This is a genomic window from Kordiimonas gwangyangensis DSM 19435 = JCM 12864 (assembly GCF_000375545.1).
Lineage (GTDB): Bacteria > Pseudomonadota > Alphaproteobacteria > Sphingomonadales > Kordiimonadaceae > Kordiimonas > Kordiimonas gwangyangensis.
Genome location: NZ_AQXF01000003.1, coordinates 119,777 through 135,651, shown reverse-complemented (window position 1 = coordinate 135,651; position 15,875 = coordinate 119,777). Strand labels below are relative to the sequence as shown.

At 57.4% G+C, this 15,875-nt stretch carries 13 protein-coding genes; 7 read left to right on the top strand and 6 right to left on the bottom strand.

The features are described 5' to 3' along the window. The first annotated feature begins 1 nt into the window (after position 1). A complete protein-coding gene (glmS, locus tag B150_RS0108955; protein ID WP_020399575.1) occupies positions 2-1,819 on the top strand; it encodes a glutamine--fructose-6-phosphate transaminase (isomerizing) in 1,818 nt (605 codons plus the stop codon). 54 nt (positions 1,820-1,873) lie between these two features. Here the strand turns inward: glmS and B150_RS0108950 are convergent, their stop codons facing one another. Next, entirely contained in the window at positions 1,874-2,371 is a 498-nt protein-coding gene (locus B150_RS0108950) for a general stress protein (protein WP_020399574.1), read from the bottom strand. Positions 2,372-2,604: 233 nt separating this feature from the next. On the opposite strand from B150_RS0108950, the gene B150_RS0108945 reads away from it, so the two are divergent. After that, a complete protein-coding gene (locus tag B150_RS0108945; RefSeq protein ID WP_020399573.1) occupies positions 2,605-2,808 on the top strand; it encodes a CsbD family protein in 204 nt (67 codons plus the stop codon). A 46-nt stretch (positions 2,809-2,854) separates the two neighbouring features. Here the strand turns inward: B150_RS0108945 and B150_RS0108940 are convergent, their stop codons facing one another. Together B150_RS0108940 and B150_RS0108935 are read right to left on the bottom strand one after the other, a co-directional pair. Further along, positions 2,855-3,289, bottom strand: coding sequence for an ASCH domain-containing protein (locus B150_RS0108940; RefSeq protein ID WP_020399572.1), 435 nt, complete (start codon positions 3,287-3,289; stop codon positions 2,855-2,857). 208 nt (positions 3,290-3,497) lie between these two features. After that, complete coding sequence (locus tag B150_RS0108935; protein WP_020399571.1) at positions 3,498-5,765, bottom strand: TonB-dependent receptor; 2,268 nt, start codon at positions 5,763-5,765, stop codon at positions 3,498-3,500. A 246-nt stretch (positions 5,766-6,011) separates the two neighbouring features. On the opposite strand from B150_RS0108935, the gene B150_RS0108930 reads away from it, so the two are divergent. Next, entirely contained in the window at positions 6,012-7,034 is a 1,023-nt protein-coding gene (locus tag B150_RS0108930) for a LacI family DNA-binding transcriptional regulator (protein WP_211205937.1), read from the top strand. Here the strand turns inward: B150_RS0108930 and pgmB are convergent. Together pgmB and B150_RS20320 are read right to left on the bottom strand one after the other, a co-directional pair. Continuing rightward, a complete protein-coding gene (pgmB, locus tag B150_RS0108925) occupies positions 7,031-7,684 on the bottom strand; it encodes a beta-phosphoglucomutase (protein ID WP_020399569.1) in 654 nt (217 codons plus the stop codon). The two genes, B150_RS0108930 and pgmB, sit on opposite strands and share 4 nt — an antisense overlap. Beyond that, entirely contained in the window at positions 7,674-10,019 is a 2,346-nt protein-coding gene (locus B150_RS20320) for a glycoside hydrolase family 65 protein (RefSeq protein ID WP_020399568.1), read from the bottom strand. Before B150_RS20320 ends, pgmB begins: the two co-directional genes overlap by 11 nt. Before the next feature lie 180 nt (positions 10,020-10,199). On the opposite strand from B150_RS20320, the gene B150_RS0108915 reads away from it, so the two are divergent. From B150_RS0108915 to B150_RS0108905, 3 genes are all read left to right on the top strand, one after another. Further along, positions 10,200-11,462: an MFS transporter gene (locus B150_RS0108915; protein ID WP_020399567.1), complete on the top strand. Its 1,263-nt coding sequence runs from the start codon at positions 10,200-10,202 to the stop codon at positions 11,460-11,462. A 237-nt stretch (positions 11,463-11,699) separates the two neighbouring features. Beyond that, the gene (locus tag B150_RS0108910; RefSeq protein ID WP_020399566.1) at positions 11,700-12,290 is read left to right on the top strand and encodes an N-acyl amino acid synthase FeeM domain-containing protein; all 591 of its coding nucleotides are present in this window, start codon (positions 11,700-11,702) and stop codon (positions 12,288-12,290) included. 160 nt (positions 12,291-12,450) lie between these two features. Further along, positions 12,451-14,502 (top strand): sensor histidine kinase, encoded by a 2,052-nt coding sequence (locus B150_RS0108905; RefSeq protein WP_020399565.1) that lies wholly within the window; start codon positions 12,451-12,453, stop codon positions 14,500-14,502. 7 nt (positions 14,503-14,509) lie between these two features. Here B150_RS0108905 and B150_RS0108900 read toward each other — a convergent pair whose 3' ends face one another. Continuing rightward, a complete protein-coding gene (locus B150_RS0108900; protein ID WP_020399564.1) occupies positions 14,510-15,130 on the bottom strand; it encodes a response regulator in 621 nt (206 codons plus the stop codon). Between the two features lie 151 nt (positions 15,131-15,281). Between B150_RS0108900 and B150_RS0108895 the strand changes: the two genes are divergently transcribed. Beyond that, complete coding sequence (locus B150_RS0108895; RefSeq protein ID WP_020399563.1) at positions 15,282-15,632, top strand: ArsR/SmtB family transcription factor; 351 nt, start codon at positions 15,282-15,284, stop codon at positions 15,630-15,632. Positions 15,633-15,875 lie beyond the last annotated feature (243 nt).

Sequence of the window (15,875 nt, the reverse complement as noted above, 5' to 3'; positions counted from 1 at the left end):
CATGTGCGGTATTGTTGGCATTCTTGGCGTCACCTCTGCCACGCCCCGTATTCTCGAAAGCCTCAAGCGGCTTGAGTATCGCGGCTATGATAGCGCGGGTATCGCCACCCTAGAGGGCGGGACGCTGGACCGCCGCCGCGCGCCCGGCAAGCTCGAGAACCTTGCCCGTAAACTGCGTGACAATCCACTGACGGGCAATAGCGGCATCGGCCACACACGCTGGGCCACACACGGCGAACCAACGGAAGCCAACGCCCACCCGCACATGACCGACCGCATCGCCATTGTGCATAATGGCATCATCGAGAACTTCCGCACGCTCAAGAAGGAACTCCTTGATACCGGCGTCACGTTTGAGGGCGAAACCGACACTGAAGTGGTCGCCCATCTGCTGACCCGTTACTTGAAGGAAGGTTTGGCGCCACACGACGCTTTTGCCAAAACGCTATCGCGCCTCGAAGGCGCCTTCGCGCTTTGTGTGCTGATCAGCGGCGAGGACAACCTGATGTTTGGCGCGCGTGAGGGCAGCCCGCTTGTGGTCGGTCTTGGCGAAGGGGAAAATTACCTCGGCTCTGACGCCATGGCGCTCGCGAGCCTCTCGAACCGCTTGATTTACCTTGAGGAAGGTGACTGGGCAGAGCTGACACGCGAGAGTGTGCAGGTGTTCGACGCACGCGGTAACAAGGTCGAGCGCAAGGTGGCCATCAGCCAGGTGGCATCCACCATGGTGGACAAAGGCAACCACCGCCACTTCATGCAGAAAGAGATTTTCGAGCAGCCCACCGTCGTCGCGCAAGCGCTTGGCCGCTACCTTGACCCGAACGCGGGCAAGGTGAAACTGCCGGACATGCCGTTTGAGCTGGCGACTGTCTCGAAGGTGACGCTCGTGGCCTGCGGCACAAGCTATTATGCCGCCCTTGTTGCGCGCTACTGGATTGAGAAGCTGGCCCGCGTGCCGGTTGAGGTGGATATCGCGTCCGAGTTCCGCTACCGCGACCCGGTCTATGCATCAGACGGCCTGTGTATCTTTATTTCGCAGTCTGGTGAGACGGCAGACACGCTTGCAGCCCTGCGCCACGCCAAGGAAGCCGGCCAACGGGTGATGGTGCTTGTGAACGTCATGGGCTCCACCATGGCGCGCGAGGCTGATGTGGTGTTGCCCATTCACGCTGGCCCTGAAATCGGCGTTGCCAGCACCAAGGCTTTCACCTGCCAGCTGAGCGTACTTGCCGCTTTCTCGATCAACCTTGCTGCTGCTAAAGGCATGATTGATGAGGCGCAGGAAGACGCCTATGTGGCGGAACTTGAAAGCGCACCCAAGCTGATGGCGCAAGTGCTGCACCATGATGAAAAGCTGCAGGAAATCGCACGCTCCATCGCGCATGCGCGTGATGTGCTTTTTGTTGGCCGGGGCATTCATTTCCCCATCGCCATGGAAGGTGCGCTGAAGCTGAAGGAAATCAGCTATATCCACGCCGAAGGCTATGCCGCGGGTGAGCTCAAGCACGGCCCCATCGCGCTGATTGACGAGCATGTACCCGTCATCGGCATCGCACCGAACGACGATCTGATCGACAAGACAGTCTCCAACCTGCAGGAAATCATGGCGCGCCAGGGCAAAGTGGTGCTGATGTCAGACGATGCGGCGGATGAGGCCGAACATATGTTCGCCTATTTCAAGATGCCGACGGCAGGAGCACTTGTTACCCCGATCATCTACGCCATTCCCGTCCAGCTTCTGGCCTACTACGCCGCTGTAGAAAAAGGCACCGACGTAGACCAGCCGCGCAACCTCGCTAAGTCGGTTACGGTGGAATAGCCTGAAGGGAGAGCGCAGACGCACCCTCCCTTCATTGGTCGTATCCTACGCTACTTAGGCGGCGATATTGTGGGCGTCACCGCGGTCGAAAATTTCTTTCGCGCGTTTGGCTTGGTCACTGTCCTTCGCATCGACGACAACGAGGATGGCACCGTCCTTGATTTCGTCCTCATAGCGCTTGGCAACAAATTCAGGGATACCGGCACCGATAAGCGCACCTGTAAGGCCACCCGCGGCTGCACCCACGCCAGCGCCCGCTGCAGCCGCGACAAGCGTGCCGTACACCACAAGGTTCACACCCGGGATGACAACGGAACCAACTGCCGCAAGGCCCGCTGCAATCGCACCGATCACACCACCGGCCACACCACCAACGGCACCACCTTCAGCGGCTTTTGTTTCACGCTCCACATTGAATGATTTGCCGATGGAACCGTCGGCCGCGACCACGCTGAGCTGCTTTTCGGTAAAGCCTGCGGCCTCCAGTTCAAAAATAGCCTGACGCGCAGCCACAGTGGTTTTGAAAGTTGCTGATACAGTTTTGGACATCATGTCTCTCCGAGCAAAAAGGGGGGATAGTGCAAATGATGATGTCCGCACACGCATCAGCTTTCGATGGTCCACGCATACCCGCCGCATAAAGCCGCCATCAGCGCGCTGGTGCTTGATACCGGCTTTATACCCGCGACCCGCGATCCGTATTCAAAACTGAGGTGGAGGATGGGCATTCTACTAGCGGTTCACCTACCCCCTCCGTGAACCAATTTCAGATCGGGAGATGAGACATGAACAAGGATGTTGTTAAAGGCAAATGGAAGCAGCTTAAAGGTGAAGCCCAGAAACAGTGGGGCAAGCTGACCGATGATGAGCTGGACCAGATTGAAGGTGATGCCACCAAACTGGCGGGCCTTATTCAGGAACGCTATGGCAAATCGAAAGAGATTGCCGAAAAAGAAGTGGAAGAGTGGCGCAAGAAGCACTTGCACTAAGCACACCCTTCTGCGGTTCTGCAAGGAAGCGTGGGGCCTTAGCGCCTCACGCTTTTGTCTGTTTCACGCCCAAGTCGCGCACCACACGGAACCGCTCACACACCAGCAGCATGTCGTTTGAGAAGACCCCGTTCCGCTCAAAATAGCGTTTATGGCTCTCGCGCCATGCGGTGAGGCTGTCGTCCTCCCCTTCCGCAAGCGCAAACTCCTCACTCACATCCTTGAAGCGCACCCAGTCAACCTGTTTGGTTTCAATCACAAGGGCTGGTGTGTCGTCCCAATTGAGCACAATGTCCTTGCGGCCAACTTCCGGCAACGCGGCACCGGTCTCGAAAAAGATTTCAAGTGCCTCGCACGTGGCCGTCTTGCGTCCTGCGCGCACAAGCGCGGTGAGTTCCTTGCACAGCTCTTCATTGTCGCCAAACTGGAAGCTGGCGGCATCGGGGTACAGTTTTTCAAGCTCTTCAAGGGTCATCGTCATCACCAGATAATGCTTAGTAGTCTATGGATGCGCTTCTATGGCACGACCCACGCACACGGTACAGACATTCGCACAAGATAATGCACAAATAATAAAAAAGGCGTTGCCTCCAGAAGGAAAGGCAACGCCAGGCCCCAAAATACTCGGGTGGGAAACCATAGGGGAGTGGTTCGCGCCAGATGAGAGGCGCGAACCTTGTACTCAGGACCTAGAAGTCGTAACCGACGCTGAACTTGAACGAGCGGCCAAGGATGGCACGGCCGTTCGGCGCAGCGGCAGAGCGCGGGTCACTCTCCGTCAGGCCTTTGCTGTCGGTCAGGTTGTCGGCATGAACCTGGAAGAACAGACCGCTGTCGAGGCGAACCTGAACACCGAGGTCAATCTTCTCATAGCCTTCAAGCTTGTTGGTGTTGGCGTTATCGCCCCAACGGTCGCCAATCAGGCTGACGGCGCCATAGAGCGTTGCCGTTGCGTCACCCACAGCAAGTTCGTAGCTCGGGGCAATGCGAACCTGCCACTTCGGCTGGCGCAGAACGGTGTTACCAACGTCAGCTGCCGTGGTGCTGTCGGTGATTTCTGCATCTTGCAGGGTACCGATGAACGACAGGTTGAAGGCGTCATAGGTGAAGCTACCGTCAAGTTCCACACCGATTGCGCGGGTTTTGAACGCCGCTGCAGCGATATCGCTACCAACCGTTGCCGAGAAGCTGTCGTTCTTGTTGTAGAATGCGGTCGCGAACAGGCTGACATAGTCGCTTGAGTATTTCACACCACCTTCAAGCTGTTTCACGCCGTTCACATTGAGGTTGTTTTCGCGCACATCATCGAAGTGCGGGAACAGGGAACCTTTGGAGTAACGGGCGAACACACCGAGGTCGTCGCTGAAGTCATAGTTGATGGCGCCGGTGTAGGACCATGCTTTGTCCTTCAGGTTGACTGCCATGTCACGAACGCCGTCAGGGTAGCCTGGGCCGGAATCGAGGATATAGTCAATGTCGATCCACTCGTGGCGTACACCAACGTCGATCCGCAGCGCATCGGTTACCTGCCAGCTGTCTGCGGCGTAAAGCGCATCAGCCGTCGCATCACCCGAGGACTGGATGCCATAGGCCCAGCAACCGGAACCCGAACCCGCGTCAGCAAGGTCGGAACAGCTGATGGATGCTTCAAGGAAGTCACCGTTTGCGACGTTGTGGACTGGTGTGAAGTTACCGATGGTCCAGAAATCGTCAGACGACCAGTTGGCTTTGTAGTAACCGAAAGTGATGTCGTGTGTGTCGACAACCTTGTTCACGCTGAGGTCGTTGGTGAAGCTCTCAAGCCCCTTTTGCACGACCCAGTGGCCATAGTTCTGAACCCAATCGTTGTCGGAAAGGGATTCGCCGCCTGCCGTGGATACGGATGCGAGGCCAAGGTCTCCAACCTGGATGGCGCCGCCATCTGGCACGAAGCCGTATGTGTCAGCGTCGCCTTTGGTGTAGGACATATTGTCACGAACCGACCAGCCGTCACCAAGGTCAAACTCAGCAGTCAGGCCGGATACCGAACCATCCCAGCCGCGACCTTTTGCAAAGTCGAACTGCTCGGTATCGCCATTGGCATTGACTTGCAGAGTGCGGTAACGCGTGGCGTTGCCGAGCTGCGAGAAAGTGCCAAGGTCGTTACCGGAGTTCAGTGCCTGCGGCAGGTACCACATGCCGTGGTCATCGGTGATACGCGTGTAGGCGTTGATTTCACCGTTCGAGAATTCCTTGGTGATCTGAGCCGTGATCTGGTGGCCCTTCTCGGAATTGAACTCTGCATCGCGGATACCCGGCGACGTGCGCACATAACCGCCAACCATATAATAAAGGCCATCGGTGATCGGGCCGGAGAGGACCGCATCCACACGCTGCTCATCATAGTCGGACGTGGTATATTTCACGCGACCTTCAGTTTCAGGGCCACCCTTCTTCAGATTGAAGTTGAGGGTAACACCCGGCTCACCGTTCGAGAATACGGCGTTCGGACCACCACGCAGTGCTTCAGCAGCGCGGACGGTTTCGTCAACGCGGAAGATGGAGCTCTGCTCGAAGAAAGACAGCATCTCGGTGCCGTAGATTGGCGCACCATTGATGGACATGGTCACAAACGGTGCATCGCCGCCGCCCGGAAGGCCACGTACGTCGATGTTCGCGCCCGCAATACCGCCGGAGCTTTCAGCCCAAACGCCCGGAACAAGCGTGAACAGCTCAGCCGTGCTCTTTGGCCCGGCAAGCCCGATGGTGTCTGCATTCATGGTGGTGATGGCGAAGCTGGCATCCTGCTTCTTAACCCCGGCACCACCTGGGGTACCAAGGACAACGATCTCTTCAAAGGTTTCCATGTCACCTTTGGTGTCTGCGTCTGTTTCCTGTGCGGAAACCGACGTTGCTGTAACAGCAAGTACGGCCGCAATCGCGGTCGTGGATTTTAGTGCTTTATGTGTAAAACGCATGCTTATGGCCCTCCCACGCCTTACATTTCATTCTGCTTCCCGCACTGCTGTGGCGACCTGCGCTCCCCCTCAGCCTGACCTTCACTGGCATAAAGGAGAGATTATTACATATCGAATCGCACGTGAAAGCGGTGATGGATTATAGCTACGCCTCTTTGCAATCGATTGCAATATAAAATTTCAATCGATTGCATAAAACCGACATAATTCTCGACAAACGGGCATGCCAGCATGTAGTAGATGCTTATGACCAAAAGCAAAAATCTGACGATGTCGGACATCGCCCGGCTTGCCGGTGTCTCGGAAGCGACGGTTTCGCGCGCTCTGAAGAACAGTGAGCTTATCAATAAGGAAACCCGCCTGCGCGTGCAGGCGATTGCCCGCGAGCATAACTATAAGGTCAACACTGCGGCGCGGAACTTCCGCACGCAAAAGACCCATACACTCGCTGTTGTTCTCCTTGTGGACAAGGAATGGGGCCACGAAGTCTCGGACGCGTTCCTGATGGTGCTTCTGGGCAGCATCGCGGATGAGGCAGCCCATCACGGCTATGACCTCCTGCTCTCCACCAACCCACATGATATCGATGACCTGGCCGACTATTATATCGACAGCAAACGCGCGGACGGCCTGATCATTATCGGCCAGGGACGTAATGACCCGCGGCTCGACCGGTTGGCGGAAAGTGGCAGGCCCTTTATCGTCTGGGGCGCCGAGATGCCAGAACACGATTATATCACCGTGGGCAGCGACAACCGCAAAGGCGCCTATGAGGCTGTATCGCTGCTGGTTCGGAACGGCCGCACCCGCATTGCCTTCATGGGCGACGCACGCCACCCCGAGATGGAACACCGGCTGGACGGTTATTCAGACGCGCTCCGCGATGCGGGCATCCCGTTTGACGCGAACCTCATTATCCCGACCGACTTTTCCCGTTCCGACGGTTATATGAAAACCGACCACATCATCCTCGACCCCACTTTCAAGTGTGACGCCATTTTTGCCGTGAGCGACAATATCGCGCTTGGTGTGATGAAACGCCTCGCGGAAGCGGAAGTGAAGGTGCCGGAGGAGATTGCCATCGTCGGCTTTGACGACAACCCGCTTGCGGTGTTCGCCACCCCGGGCATCACGACCGTGCGGCAGGATATCCGCCTGGGCGGCAAACTGCTGGTGCGCAACCTGATTGACATTATCGACGGCAAAACCGTTGGCCATGTGGCCATGCCGGTTGAAGTCATCGTGCGGGAAAGCTGCGGCAACGCTTAGGCGCCAATACGCTCCAGCCCTTCGGCTACCAAGACATCCGTATTCGGCAGGATGATATCCGCCTCCGCCAGCACGGTGCTGTCACCAATAGCGATCGCGCGCATGCCTGCGGCCTTGATCGCCGTGACACCGGCGGCCGCATCCTCAACACCGATGCATTCTGCGCCCGTAAGCCCAAAAGCGTTCACCACATCAAGGAAAATATCCGGCGCAGGCTTGCCGTTCGGGATTGCGCCCGCGTCCGCCACATAGTCAAAACGCTCAGCGATACCAAGGCCTGCGATGACCACGGGCGCGTTGCGGCTCGCGGACGCGAGACCGATCCTGATGCCCCTGCCCTCAAGCCAATCAAAGGCATCCAGAATGCCCGGCAGCATATCAGCGGGAGAAATTTCTCGGATGAGGTTTTTATAATCCTCATTCTTCTCGTGCGCGAGGCGGGCTTTCTCTTCGTCCGTAAACGTGCGGTCGGATTTCGCGAGGATGAACTCAAGCGATTCCATGCGCCCCACGCCCTTGAGCTGATCGTTGTCCGCATGATCAAATGGTAGATCGAGCGAATGCGCGAGCCGCTGCCATGCGAGGAAATGATAATGCGCCGTGTCGGTGATCACACCGTCGAGGTCGAAGATGCAGGCCTTAAAGCTCATGCTTGATCTCCACCGCCTCACCGGTTGCAAGTTCAACGCCCTGCCCGCAATGCTCAAAACGGAACGTCTCACCGGAAAGGAGCGTGTAGGTTACCCCCTCCGCCGTCACCTCAACACCCAAGCTGCGGCCCTGGATTGCCACCTTGAAGCTATAGCCCCTCCAGCCTTCCGGCAGGTAGGGCGCGAACGAAAGCTTGCCCGCACCAAAGCGCATGCCAGCGAAACCATAGGTCATGCCCATCCACGAGCCCGCCATGCACGCAATATGCACACCGTAGTGGGTGTTGCCGTGGCGGTTATCGATATCCATGCGGTAAGTTTCTTCAAAAAACTCGAACGCCTTGTCGCGGCTACCAACTTCCGCATTCGCCACCGCATGGATACAGGCCGATAGCGTGCTGTCATGCGTGGTGCGCGCTTCATAGTAGGCAAGGTTGCGGGCCTTGTCCGCCGCGCTGAACTTGTGGCCAAGAAGGGTCTGCGCCAGTACCACATCCGGCTGCTTAAGCACCTGATGGCGGTATATAACCAGTGGGTGATAATTGAGGAGAAGCGGGTAGTTGGACGCAGGCGTGCCGTCAAAATCCCACTCCGGCTTGTCGAAGAAGCCGTCGCACTGTTCGTGCACGCCAAGTTCCACGTTATAGCCAATATACATCTGCTCCGCCGCGCGCTTCCACGCCGCAACTTCATCAAGGCTCAGGCTGATATCGGACGCGAGCGTCCCGTAAGCGTCCGGCGTTTCCTCAGCCATACGTGCCGCAAGCGCCGCTGCATGCTCAAGGTGGTGCTGCGCCATCGCGTTTGTATAAAGGTTATTGTCCGCCATGGCGGTGTATTCGTCTGGGCCCGTGACCTCATTGATGCAGAACTTGCCACCGCGCCGCGTGCTGAAGTGACCAAGGTCCATCCAGATCCGCGCGGTCTCGAACAGCAGCTCCGCACCACCTGCGAGCCAGAAACCTTCATCGCCCGTCGCATCCACATACTGCACGGCCGCATAGGCGATAGCTGCGTTGATGTGATACTGCGCTGTGCCCGCCGGGAAATAGCTTGAGCATTCTTCACCGCCAATGGTGCGCCACGCAAACAGCGCCCCGCGCCTATGCGCCATCAGGCGGGCACGCTCGCGCGCTTTATCAAGAATACCGATGCGGTATTCCAGCAGCGCGCGCGCAACCTCAGGCTTGGTGAAAACAAAAAACGGCACTGCGTAAATTTCCGTGTCCCAGAAATAGTGGCCGTCATAGCCCGCGCCGGTCAGCCCCTTGGCTGCGAGCGCGCGCTTGCCGTCCTTGCCCGCGCTTTGGAACAGATGGAAGATGTTGAAGCGCATGCCTTGCTGCACCTCAAGCCCCGCATCCACCTGGATATCTGCCGCCTCCCAGAAATCGTGGAAGATGCTTTCGTGCTCAGCCAGAAGTGCAGTGAAACCTGCTGTGGACGCCTCCAGCACATCAGCCGACAGCGCAGCCTTGAGCGTATCCGAGTCCAAACCCTTGCCGTCCGAATAGCCCGTGTATTTGATTACCTTGAACGGCACGCCGCCCCTCAGGGTAACTTCGAGCCTCTCACCATGGAAAGCGTCACCGTCCACAGGCGCGCAGTCTGCCTCGCCGTCAAACGCAAGCCGGTATGCCGCCAGCACCATATGATCGCTGCCATGCACACCATGCGTAAATACAGTCACACCGCCTTCGCGGGTGCATGTACCGCCTTCAAGGCAGTCCCGGATAGAAAGCGCACCCGCCCTTGGGTCACCGCCCCGGTCGGTACCGCCGTAACCTGCGTCAAGCCCGGTCTCAAGCGTCACCGGCACATCGGCACCCCGTGCGGTTACTGTATATTCGGTCACGAGCAGCCCCGGCCGCGCCATCGATACAAAGCGGCGCACGGTTACCTCAAGGGTACCCTCAGCCAGCGTCCACACGGTCGTACGGGTGAGCACGCCGTTTGCCATATCAAGCGCACGGGTCTGCTGCTCACATGGGCTTTCGCCCTGAACAAGCTCCTTGCCGTCAGCGGTGAGCCGGAAAGCCTTGGCGTCCGGCACAAGGATCATCTTGTTATTGTGAGAGGCGAAGCCGTAAGCGCTTTCGTCATAGTCGATCTTCTCACGCAGGAAGACACCATTGAGGAAGGTACCCTCGACAGACGTGATGCCGCGCGCCACCGCATCTTCAAACGTACCACGTGTACCCAAATAGCCGTTCGCCTGTGCGAACAGTGTCTCGGACACGGCCTGCGTCGCGCCGCAGAAGCCCTCTTCCTTGAGCTTCCACGCGTCAGGTGTAAACGTCGGCGCGGATTTGGCGCGTTTATCGGATGCACTCACGGCTACTGTCTTCCCTGTTTCGACCCTAGAATCACCGCTATAATATCTTCTTTGCAATCGATTGCAATACTGATATGGTCTTTTCATAAATGCACGGCCGTGGGAAGCGGCCTTGCGCATCAGCCCATGGGAAGGGCATCCTATTTTGCGGGTAAGCCCATAGGGCTTGAGGGAGGTTTCATGAGCGTTTGGCGCATCAAGTTTGCATTGTTTCTGGTCTATTTCGTTTTTGCCATCCTGCTCAATAGTGTCGGCACCGTTATTTTGCAGGTCATGAGCAACTATGACCTGAGGCACGCGGATGCCGCCATCCTTGAAGCGTTCAAGGATCTTTCCATCGCTGCGGTCTCCTTTCTTGTGGCATCCTTCCTGCCGCGGCTTGGCTTCCGCCGCGCCATGATGCTGGGCCTCGCCATTGTGGCCATCGCTGCTGCAGCACAGCCACTGGTGCCCTCGTTCCTCACGTCGAAACTGATGTTCCTCGCGACCGGGGTTTCCTTCGCGCTTGTGAAAGTGTCGGTCTTCGCAACGGTCGGCCTTATCACCGACGGTCAGCGCGAACATGCGAGCACCATGAATGTGCTTGAGGGCATGTTCATGGTGGGTGTCTTGTGTGGCGGTGTGCTGTTTGGCGCCTTTGTGGACGCGAGTGACGCCAAGAACCAGGACTGGCTCAATGTCTACTGGGTGCTGTCTGGCCTCAGCCTATTCAGCCTCTTTATCCTCGCGGTCACGCCCATTGATGAAAGCGCCAGCCATCAGGACAAACCCCACAGCGCGATGGAAGACTTTTTCGACATGCTCAAGCTGGCCATGCGCCCGCTTGCCTTTGTCTTTATCCTCTCGGTCTTCCTCTATGTTCTCATCGAACAGGGTATCGGTACCTGGCTGCCCACCTTCAATAAAGAAGTGCTGATGATGCCCGCCGACATGAGCATCCAGACAGGCGCTGTCATCTTCCCGCTTGCCATCGCCATCGGGCGCTTGAGCGCAGGCGCGGTGATGGCACGCTATTCGTGGTACCCGGTCCTGAACGTCTGCCTTGTTGCCATGGCGGCGCTTGTTATCCTCGTGCTCCCGCTCGCAAGCGGGATTGAAGCGCAGGACAGCATGACCTGGGGCAGCGCACCCATCGCGGCCTTCATCTTCCCACTCATCGGCCTTTTCATGGCACCTATCTACCCCGCCATCAATTCCGCCGTACTGTCCGCGCTGCCCAAACACCAGCACGCCGCCATGACCGGGCTGATTGTGATCTTCTCCGCACTTGGCGGCACTACCGGCTCCATCATCACCGGTCGGGTCTTCGGCGCGCTTGGTGGCGCGACAGCATTTTACCTGTCGCTTGTGCCTATCGCCGCCATCATGGTGACCCTGTATTTCTTCCGCAAACAGACTTTGAGAGCTGCGCAAGCAGCTGAAACCGCCCCGGCGCACGCCTAGGTCGCTAAAAAAAGACTCGGGTTGCAAAAAATCACAGGCCCGGCAGCAAACACACCGCTGCCGGGCCTTTTTGCGTCTCTTTTTCCTTCAACCGACAACTTTAGCACTCATTTTACCCCTTAATGCGCCTTTTGGGTGCAATCCTGTAACCATGAGTTTCCTAGCTGCTTAAAATGCCGAGCGGAGGCCACAGCGCCTTCACCCCAAGCATTCGACCAAGCAACAGGAGACTTTTCCATGCTTACCCAACCCGCCACCGACGCCAAAACCAAGGCGATCTTTGAACTGCGCTACACCGCCTATCTTGACAAGGCATCTATTCGCGAAAACGCGGATCACATGTTCAGTGACCCCTACGACGGCGCACCGAACTGTCATTCCTTCATTGAGTATGTTGAGGGCATGCCAGCGGGGTCGATCCGCGCCTGCGTGTATGAACCGCAAAAGCCTCACCTCATCATCCCGGCACAGGAACTGTTTGCGGATGAGATGGAACGCTACATCGGGCACGACACCCGCGTGGTGGAATCGAACAAATTTGTCGTGCATCCCATGTTCCAAAACAGGGCCATGCGCCTCAAATTCACCTTGTTCAAGAATGTGTTCGACAAGGCGGTTGAGATCGGTGCGGACTATCTGGTCACCTCACCGCGCGCCACGCAGGTCGATTTCTACCGTGGCATGCAATTTGAGCCGATTTCGGGCGTCAAACGCTCACTGGCACTTGATTTTGACGTGGTGCTGATGGCCTGCAACCTGAAGAAGGCCCGCAAACTTGTGAACACTGACCCGAAATACAAGACATTGCGCCGTTTCGGCCTATGTTAAACCATGAAAAGAGTACCGGGGCCCACCTGCCCCGGTACCCAAAAAAACAGGTGCACGACAGGGGATGATCCGCTATTAAACCTTTGGTGACATATTAAACGTATAATATGTATTTGCTCGCCCCGCGCATGATCGGGGCTTCGGGGGTAAAGGACTGAACATGACAGGCTATCTGATTGTCGCATTGATCGACATCGCCGTCGCGCTTTACGTCCTCCGTGTATCCCGGGCCCGAGCAGCCATGGCCTTTGCCTTCCTCTGGTCCTGCTTCGGCATTTGGTTGATTGACCTGCATCTCGCCCACACCATCAAGGATGTGGCGACACTCACCCCCTGGTTTCACCTGATGCGCTTCGGCATGTTCTGTATCGCACCTGCCATGATCCTCTTTTTCACGCTGGTGACACGGGCCGAACAGACAAACCTGCTGAAAGCCATCATTGGCTTGTCTTTCGCGACCAGCGCCGGGCTTTATATTGCCAACCTTGCTTTTGTGCCGAGCCAGCTTGTCGCCGGTGAGAACAGCTTCTCAACCGCGCCTGACATGCTGTCGCACATTCACGAGGCGAATTTCATCTTCGCGAGCCTGTTCAGCATTGCGCTATGCGTGCATGCGCTGCGCACGTCCATGTTCAGGGAACGTCGTCGGGTCACCTGGCTTGTGACCGCCATCATCATCGGCGCCACGCTTGGTGTCGCCAGCTTCCAGTTCAGCAAGCTTTTTGGCCTTGCGGGCAATGTGCTGGGTCTGTCGATCATGGCCTATGCGCTTCTGCGCCATCATGTCATCACACTGGGTCACGCTGTAAACTCCGGCATGACCAAGGCACTGGCATTTGTGGCTGTCGCTTTTGCTTTCGTGGGACTTGAAGGCCTCATGGCGCTCTCCCCGCTCTCGGCGGGTGAGGCAGCACTTATGCGCCTCGTTGCCTTCTTCGGTGCGCTCGAAGGGTACCCACGCCTTGTGCGCGGCATTGACGCACTGCGCGAGCGTTACTTCCTCAAGCCACCCTATAATTTCGACTTTGTCAGCACGACCTTGCTGTCCGGCCTTAAGAATGCGTCCACCCTCAGCGCCTTCCAGAAGCTGAGCGACGAGGTGTTCCTGCGCCTTGTGAAGGTGGAAAATTACCACATCGACCTAAAGGCTGGCACCTTCGGGATAGAAGCCGAATCCGGCTTGGTGCGGCTTTATGGCAGCGCACGTGGGTTCACACACACGCCTGAGAAGGACGCGCGGTTCTATGGCCTTCTTGGTGACGTGGAAGAAACCCTGTTTTATGATGAGGCCGCGCCGGCCCTTAAGGAAGAGTTTGCGCTCAGGCAGGCGAGCGCCGTTGTGCCCGTGATTGCTGACGGTCAAACCGCTGGTTTCATCACGTTGGGCACACCTTTGAAGACAGAGCAGTTCAGCGCGGACGATATTCGCCTGATGGCTTGGTTCGCCCGCGAGATGGCAACGACCGCGGACCGCCTGATTGCTGCCAACCTCCTCGAGGAAAGCCTGAACGACGCCGAGAAAACACTCACCGTCGTGTCTCGCCTGAACGAATATAACCACGATGTTAAAACGCCTTTCTCCAATATCGAGGCACTGCTTCTGGCCGGTGACGCCTTCACCACCGAGGAGCGCGAAGCCCGTATCCTTGAACAGGTGAAAAAAGGCCATGCGCTTGTCGCCACCATGACCCGCATGCTCAAGGGCCAGCACAAGCGCACGCTCACCCGCTTCAACCTCAATGAAGTGATTGAAGACGTGATCGTAAGCTATCCGACCCAGGCAACGGTGGTGAAAACAGCGCTCAACCCGCTGCCGCCCATTGACGGCTATGAGGATGAACTGGGCATCATGCTCTCGAACCTGATGTCGAACGCGTTCAAGGCGCTCGACAAGCCACGCTCCACAGTGATGATCGAGACATGGCACAACAGCCAGACCGATACCATCGGCTGCCGCATTCGTGATAATGGTGTCGGCATGGATGAAGATCGCCTCGCCCGGCTTTGGCAATCGGGTGAAACCGGCCACCGCACAACTGGCGGCACTGGTGTGGGTGCAGGCGTGGTGAAGCGTATTGTGGACAGCCATGGCGGTAGCATTCGCGTATCAAGCGAGCCCGGTGTCGGCACCGAGTTTATCATCACCCTACCGGCCGCCAAGCGCATGAAACCGCGCGATGCCGCGAGCGCTGAACACAAGGCCTCAGCTTAACCCCAAGCTAGCGAATGCTGCGGGTGATGCGCGCCAGCAAGCCTTCAAGCTTGCCCATCGTGACCGGCTTTTCCATATAGTCCTGCATGCCGGCCGCAAGGCATGCCGCGCGCAACTGGTCCGCCCTCGGGTCATTTGACATTCCAACCATATATGGCCGCGCACGACCGGGAAGCGAGCTGGCCCAGCTTTCGGCAAAACCGGTGCCCCGCATCACTGGCGTATGTTCATCAAGGAAAATAACATCAAAACGCTCATGCTCGCACCGCTTGAGGGCGGCGATGCCGTCGCTACACAGCGTTACCTTATGCCCAAGCTGAGACAGCAGGCGTGCACCAATATCGCGGTGTACCTCGTCATCATCCACATAAAGGACGGCAAGCGGTGCAATACGTTCACCCGTTGGCGCTGCCGCCTGTAGCATCTCGACCTCGCCGCCGATCTCGAGCCAGAAGGCGTCAAGTCGCTCCCCTGCACGCGTAATCTGCTCGGCAATGCCGGTTGCGATGTCCGGTGCTGTCGCATCCAGCAGGGCCGTCATATTGCGCATGGTCATCAACCGCGTGCGCAGGTCATGCACCAGCTTCGCCGCGGCTTCCACGTTATTGTCTTGCTTTTTATCGGCCATAGTTCCCCTGCCCGTCGTTCAAGCCTGCCCCGGCCTGATATCAGCGCCCACGCTAAGGTGCTGCGTCCACGCGGTCAATGCGGCGAAATCAATAGTTAGGTAATTACCTAATTATATTGACTCTGTCGCCGCACTCACATTATTTAGCCATATGGCTAATTATCAAGCAACGCTCGATCATGTTTTCCACGCCCTTGCGGACAATACCCGTCGGCAGGTGCTCGAGCGTCTTGCACGCGCGCCCATGACCGTGAGCGAACTGGCCCGCCCGTTCGACATGGCGCTGCCCTCCTTCCTGCAGCATCTGAAGGTACTGGAGGAAAGCGGCCTCATCGTCACTCGTAAGGAAGGGCGTGTGCGCACGTGCGAGATCAACGCATCGAGCCTTACGCCTGTGGAAGACTGGGTGTCCGGGCAGCGGGAGGTTTGGTCCTCGCGCCTCGACCGGCTGGACGCGTTGCTGATGGCACGGGCCAGCGCGGAGGATAGTGAGGAGATTTAGGAGTCGGCGCCGCGTTAGCGGCCTTGGCAATAATCCGCCGCGGCACGCGTCACTATGGTTTATTTGAGGTTAAGAAATTCATCACCTGAAAGGTGGGAAAGATAGGAAAAAATGCTCAAACCATAGGGATAGAGCCAAAAAGCGTGACATTTTTCAAACACCTTGAAGGAATGTCGCGAAGGGGTGTTGCAGGTCACGCAAAAGCGCTTGCCACCCCGGAACGAATAGAGAACTTTTGCGAAA

Excerpts from the sequence above, each read along its gene's own strand:
- glmS (WP_020399575.1), top strand. The coding sequence starts at position 2 with ATGTGCGGTATTGTTGGCATTCTTGGCGTCACCTCTGCCACGCCCCGT.
- B150_RS0108950 (WP_020399574.1), bottom strand. The coding sequence starts at position 2,371 with ATGATGTCCAAAACTGTATCAGCAACTTTCAAAACCACTGTGGCTGCG.
- B150_RS0108945 (WP_020399573.1), top strand. The coding sequence starts at position 2,605 with ATGAACAAGGATGTTGTTAAAGGCAAATGGAAGCAGCTTAAAGGTGAA.
- B150_RS0108940 (WP_020399572.1), bottom strand. The coding sequence starts at position 3,289 with ATGACGATGACCCTTGAAGAGCTTGAAAAACTGTACCCCGATGCCGCC.
- B150_RS0108935 (WP_020399571.1), bottom strand. The coding sequence starts at position 5,765 with ATGCGTTTTACACATAAAGCACTAAAATCCACGACCGCGATTGCGGCC.
- B150_RS0108930 (WP_211205937.1), top strand. The coding sequence starts at position 6,012 with ATGACCAAAAGCAAAAATCTGACGATGTCGGACATCGCCCGGCTTGCC.
- pgmB (WP_020399569.1), bottom strand. The coding sequence starts at position 7,684 with ATGAGCTTTAAGGCCTGCATCTTCGACCTCGACGGTGTGATCACCGAC.
- B150_RS0108915 (WP_020399567.1), top strand. The coding sequence starts at position 10,200 with ATGAGCGTTTGGCGCATCAAGTTTGCATTGTTTCTGGTCTATTTCGTT.
- B150_RS0108910 (WP_020399566.1), top strand. The coding sequence starts at position 11,700 with ATGCTTACCCAACCCGCCACCGACGCCAAAACCAAGGCGATCTTTGAA.
- B150_RS0108905 (WP_020399565.1), top strand. The coding sequence starts at position 12,451 with ATGACAGGCTATCTGATTGTCGCATTGATCGACATCGCCGTCGCGCTT.
- B150_RS0108900 (WP_020399564.1), bottom strand. The coding sequence starts at position 15,130 with ATGGCCGATAAAAAGCAAGACAATAACGTGGAAGCCGCGGCGAAGCTG.
- B150_RS0108895 (WP_020399563.1), top strand. The coding sequence starts at position 15,282 with ATGGCTAATTATCAAGCAACGCTCGATCATGTTTTCCACGCCCTTGCG.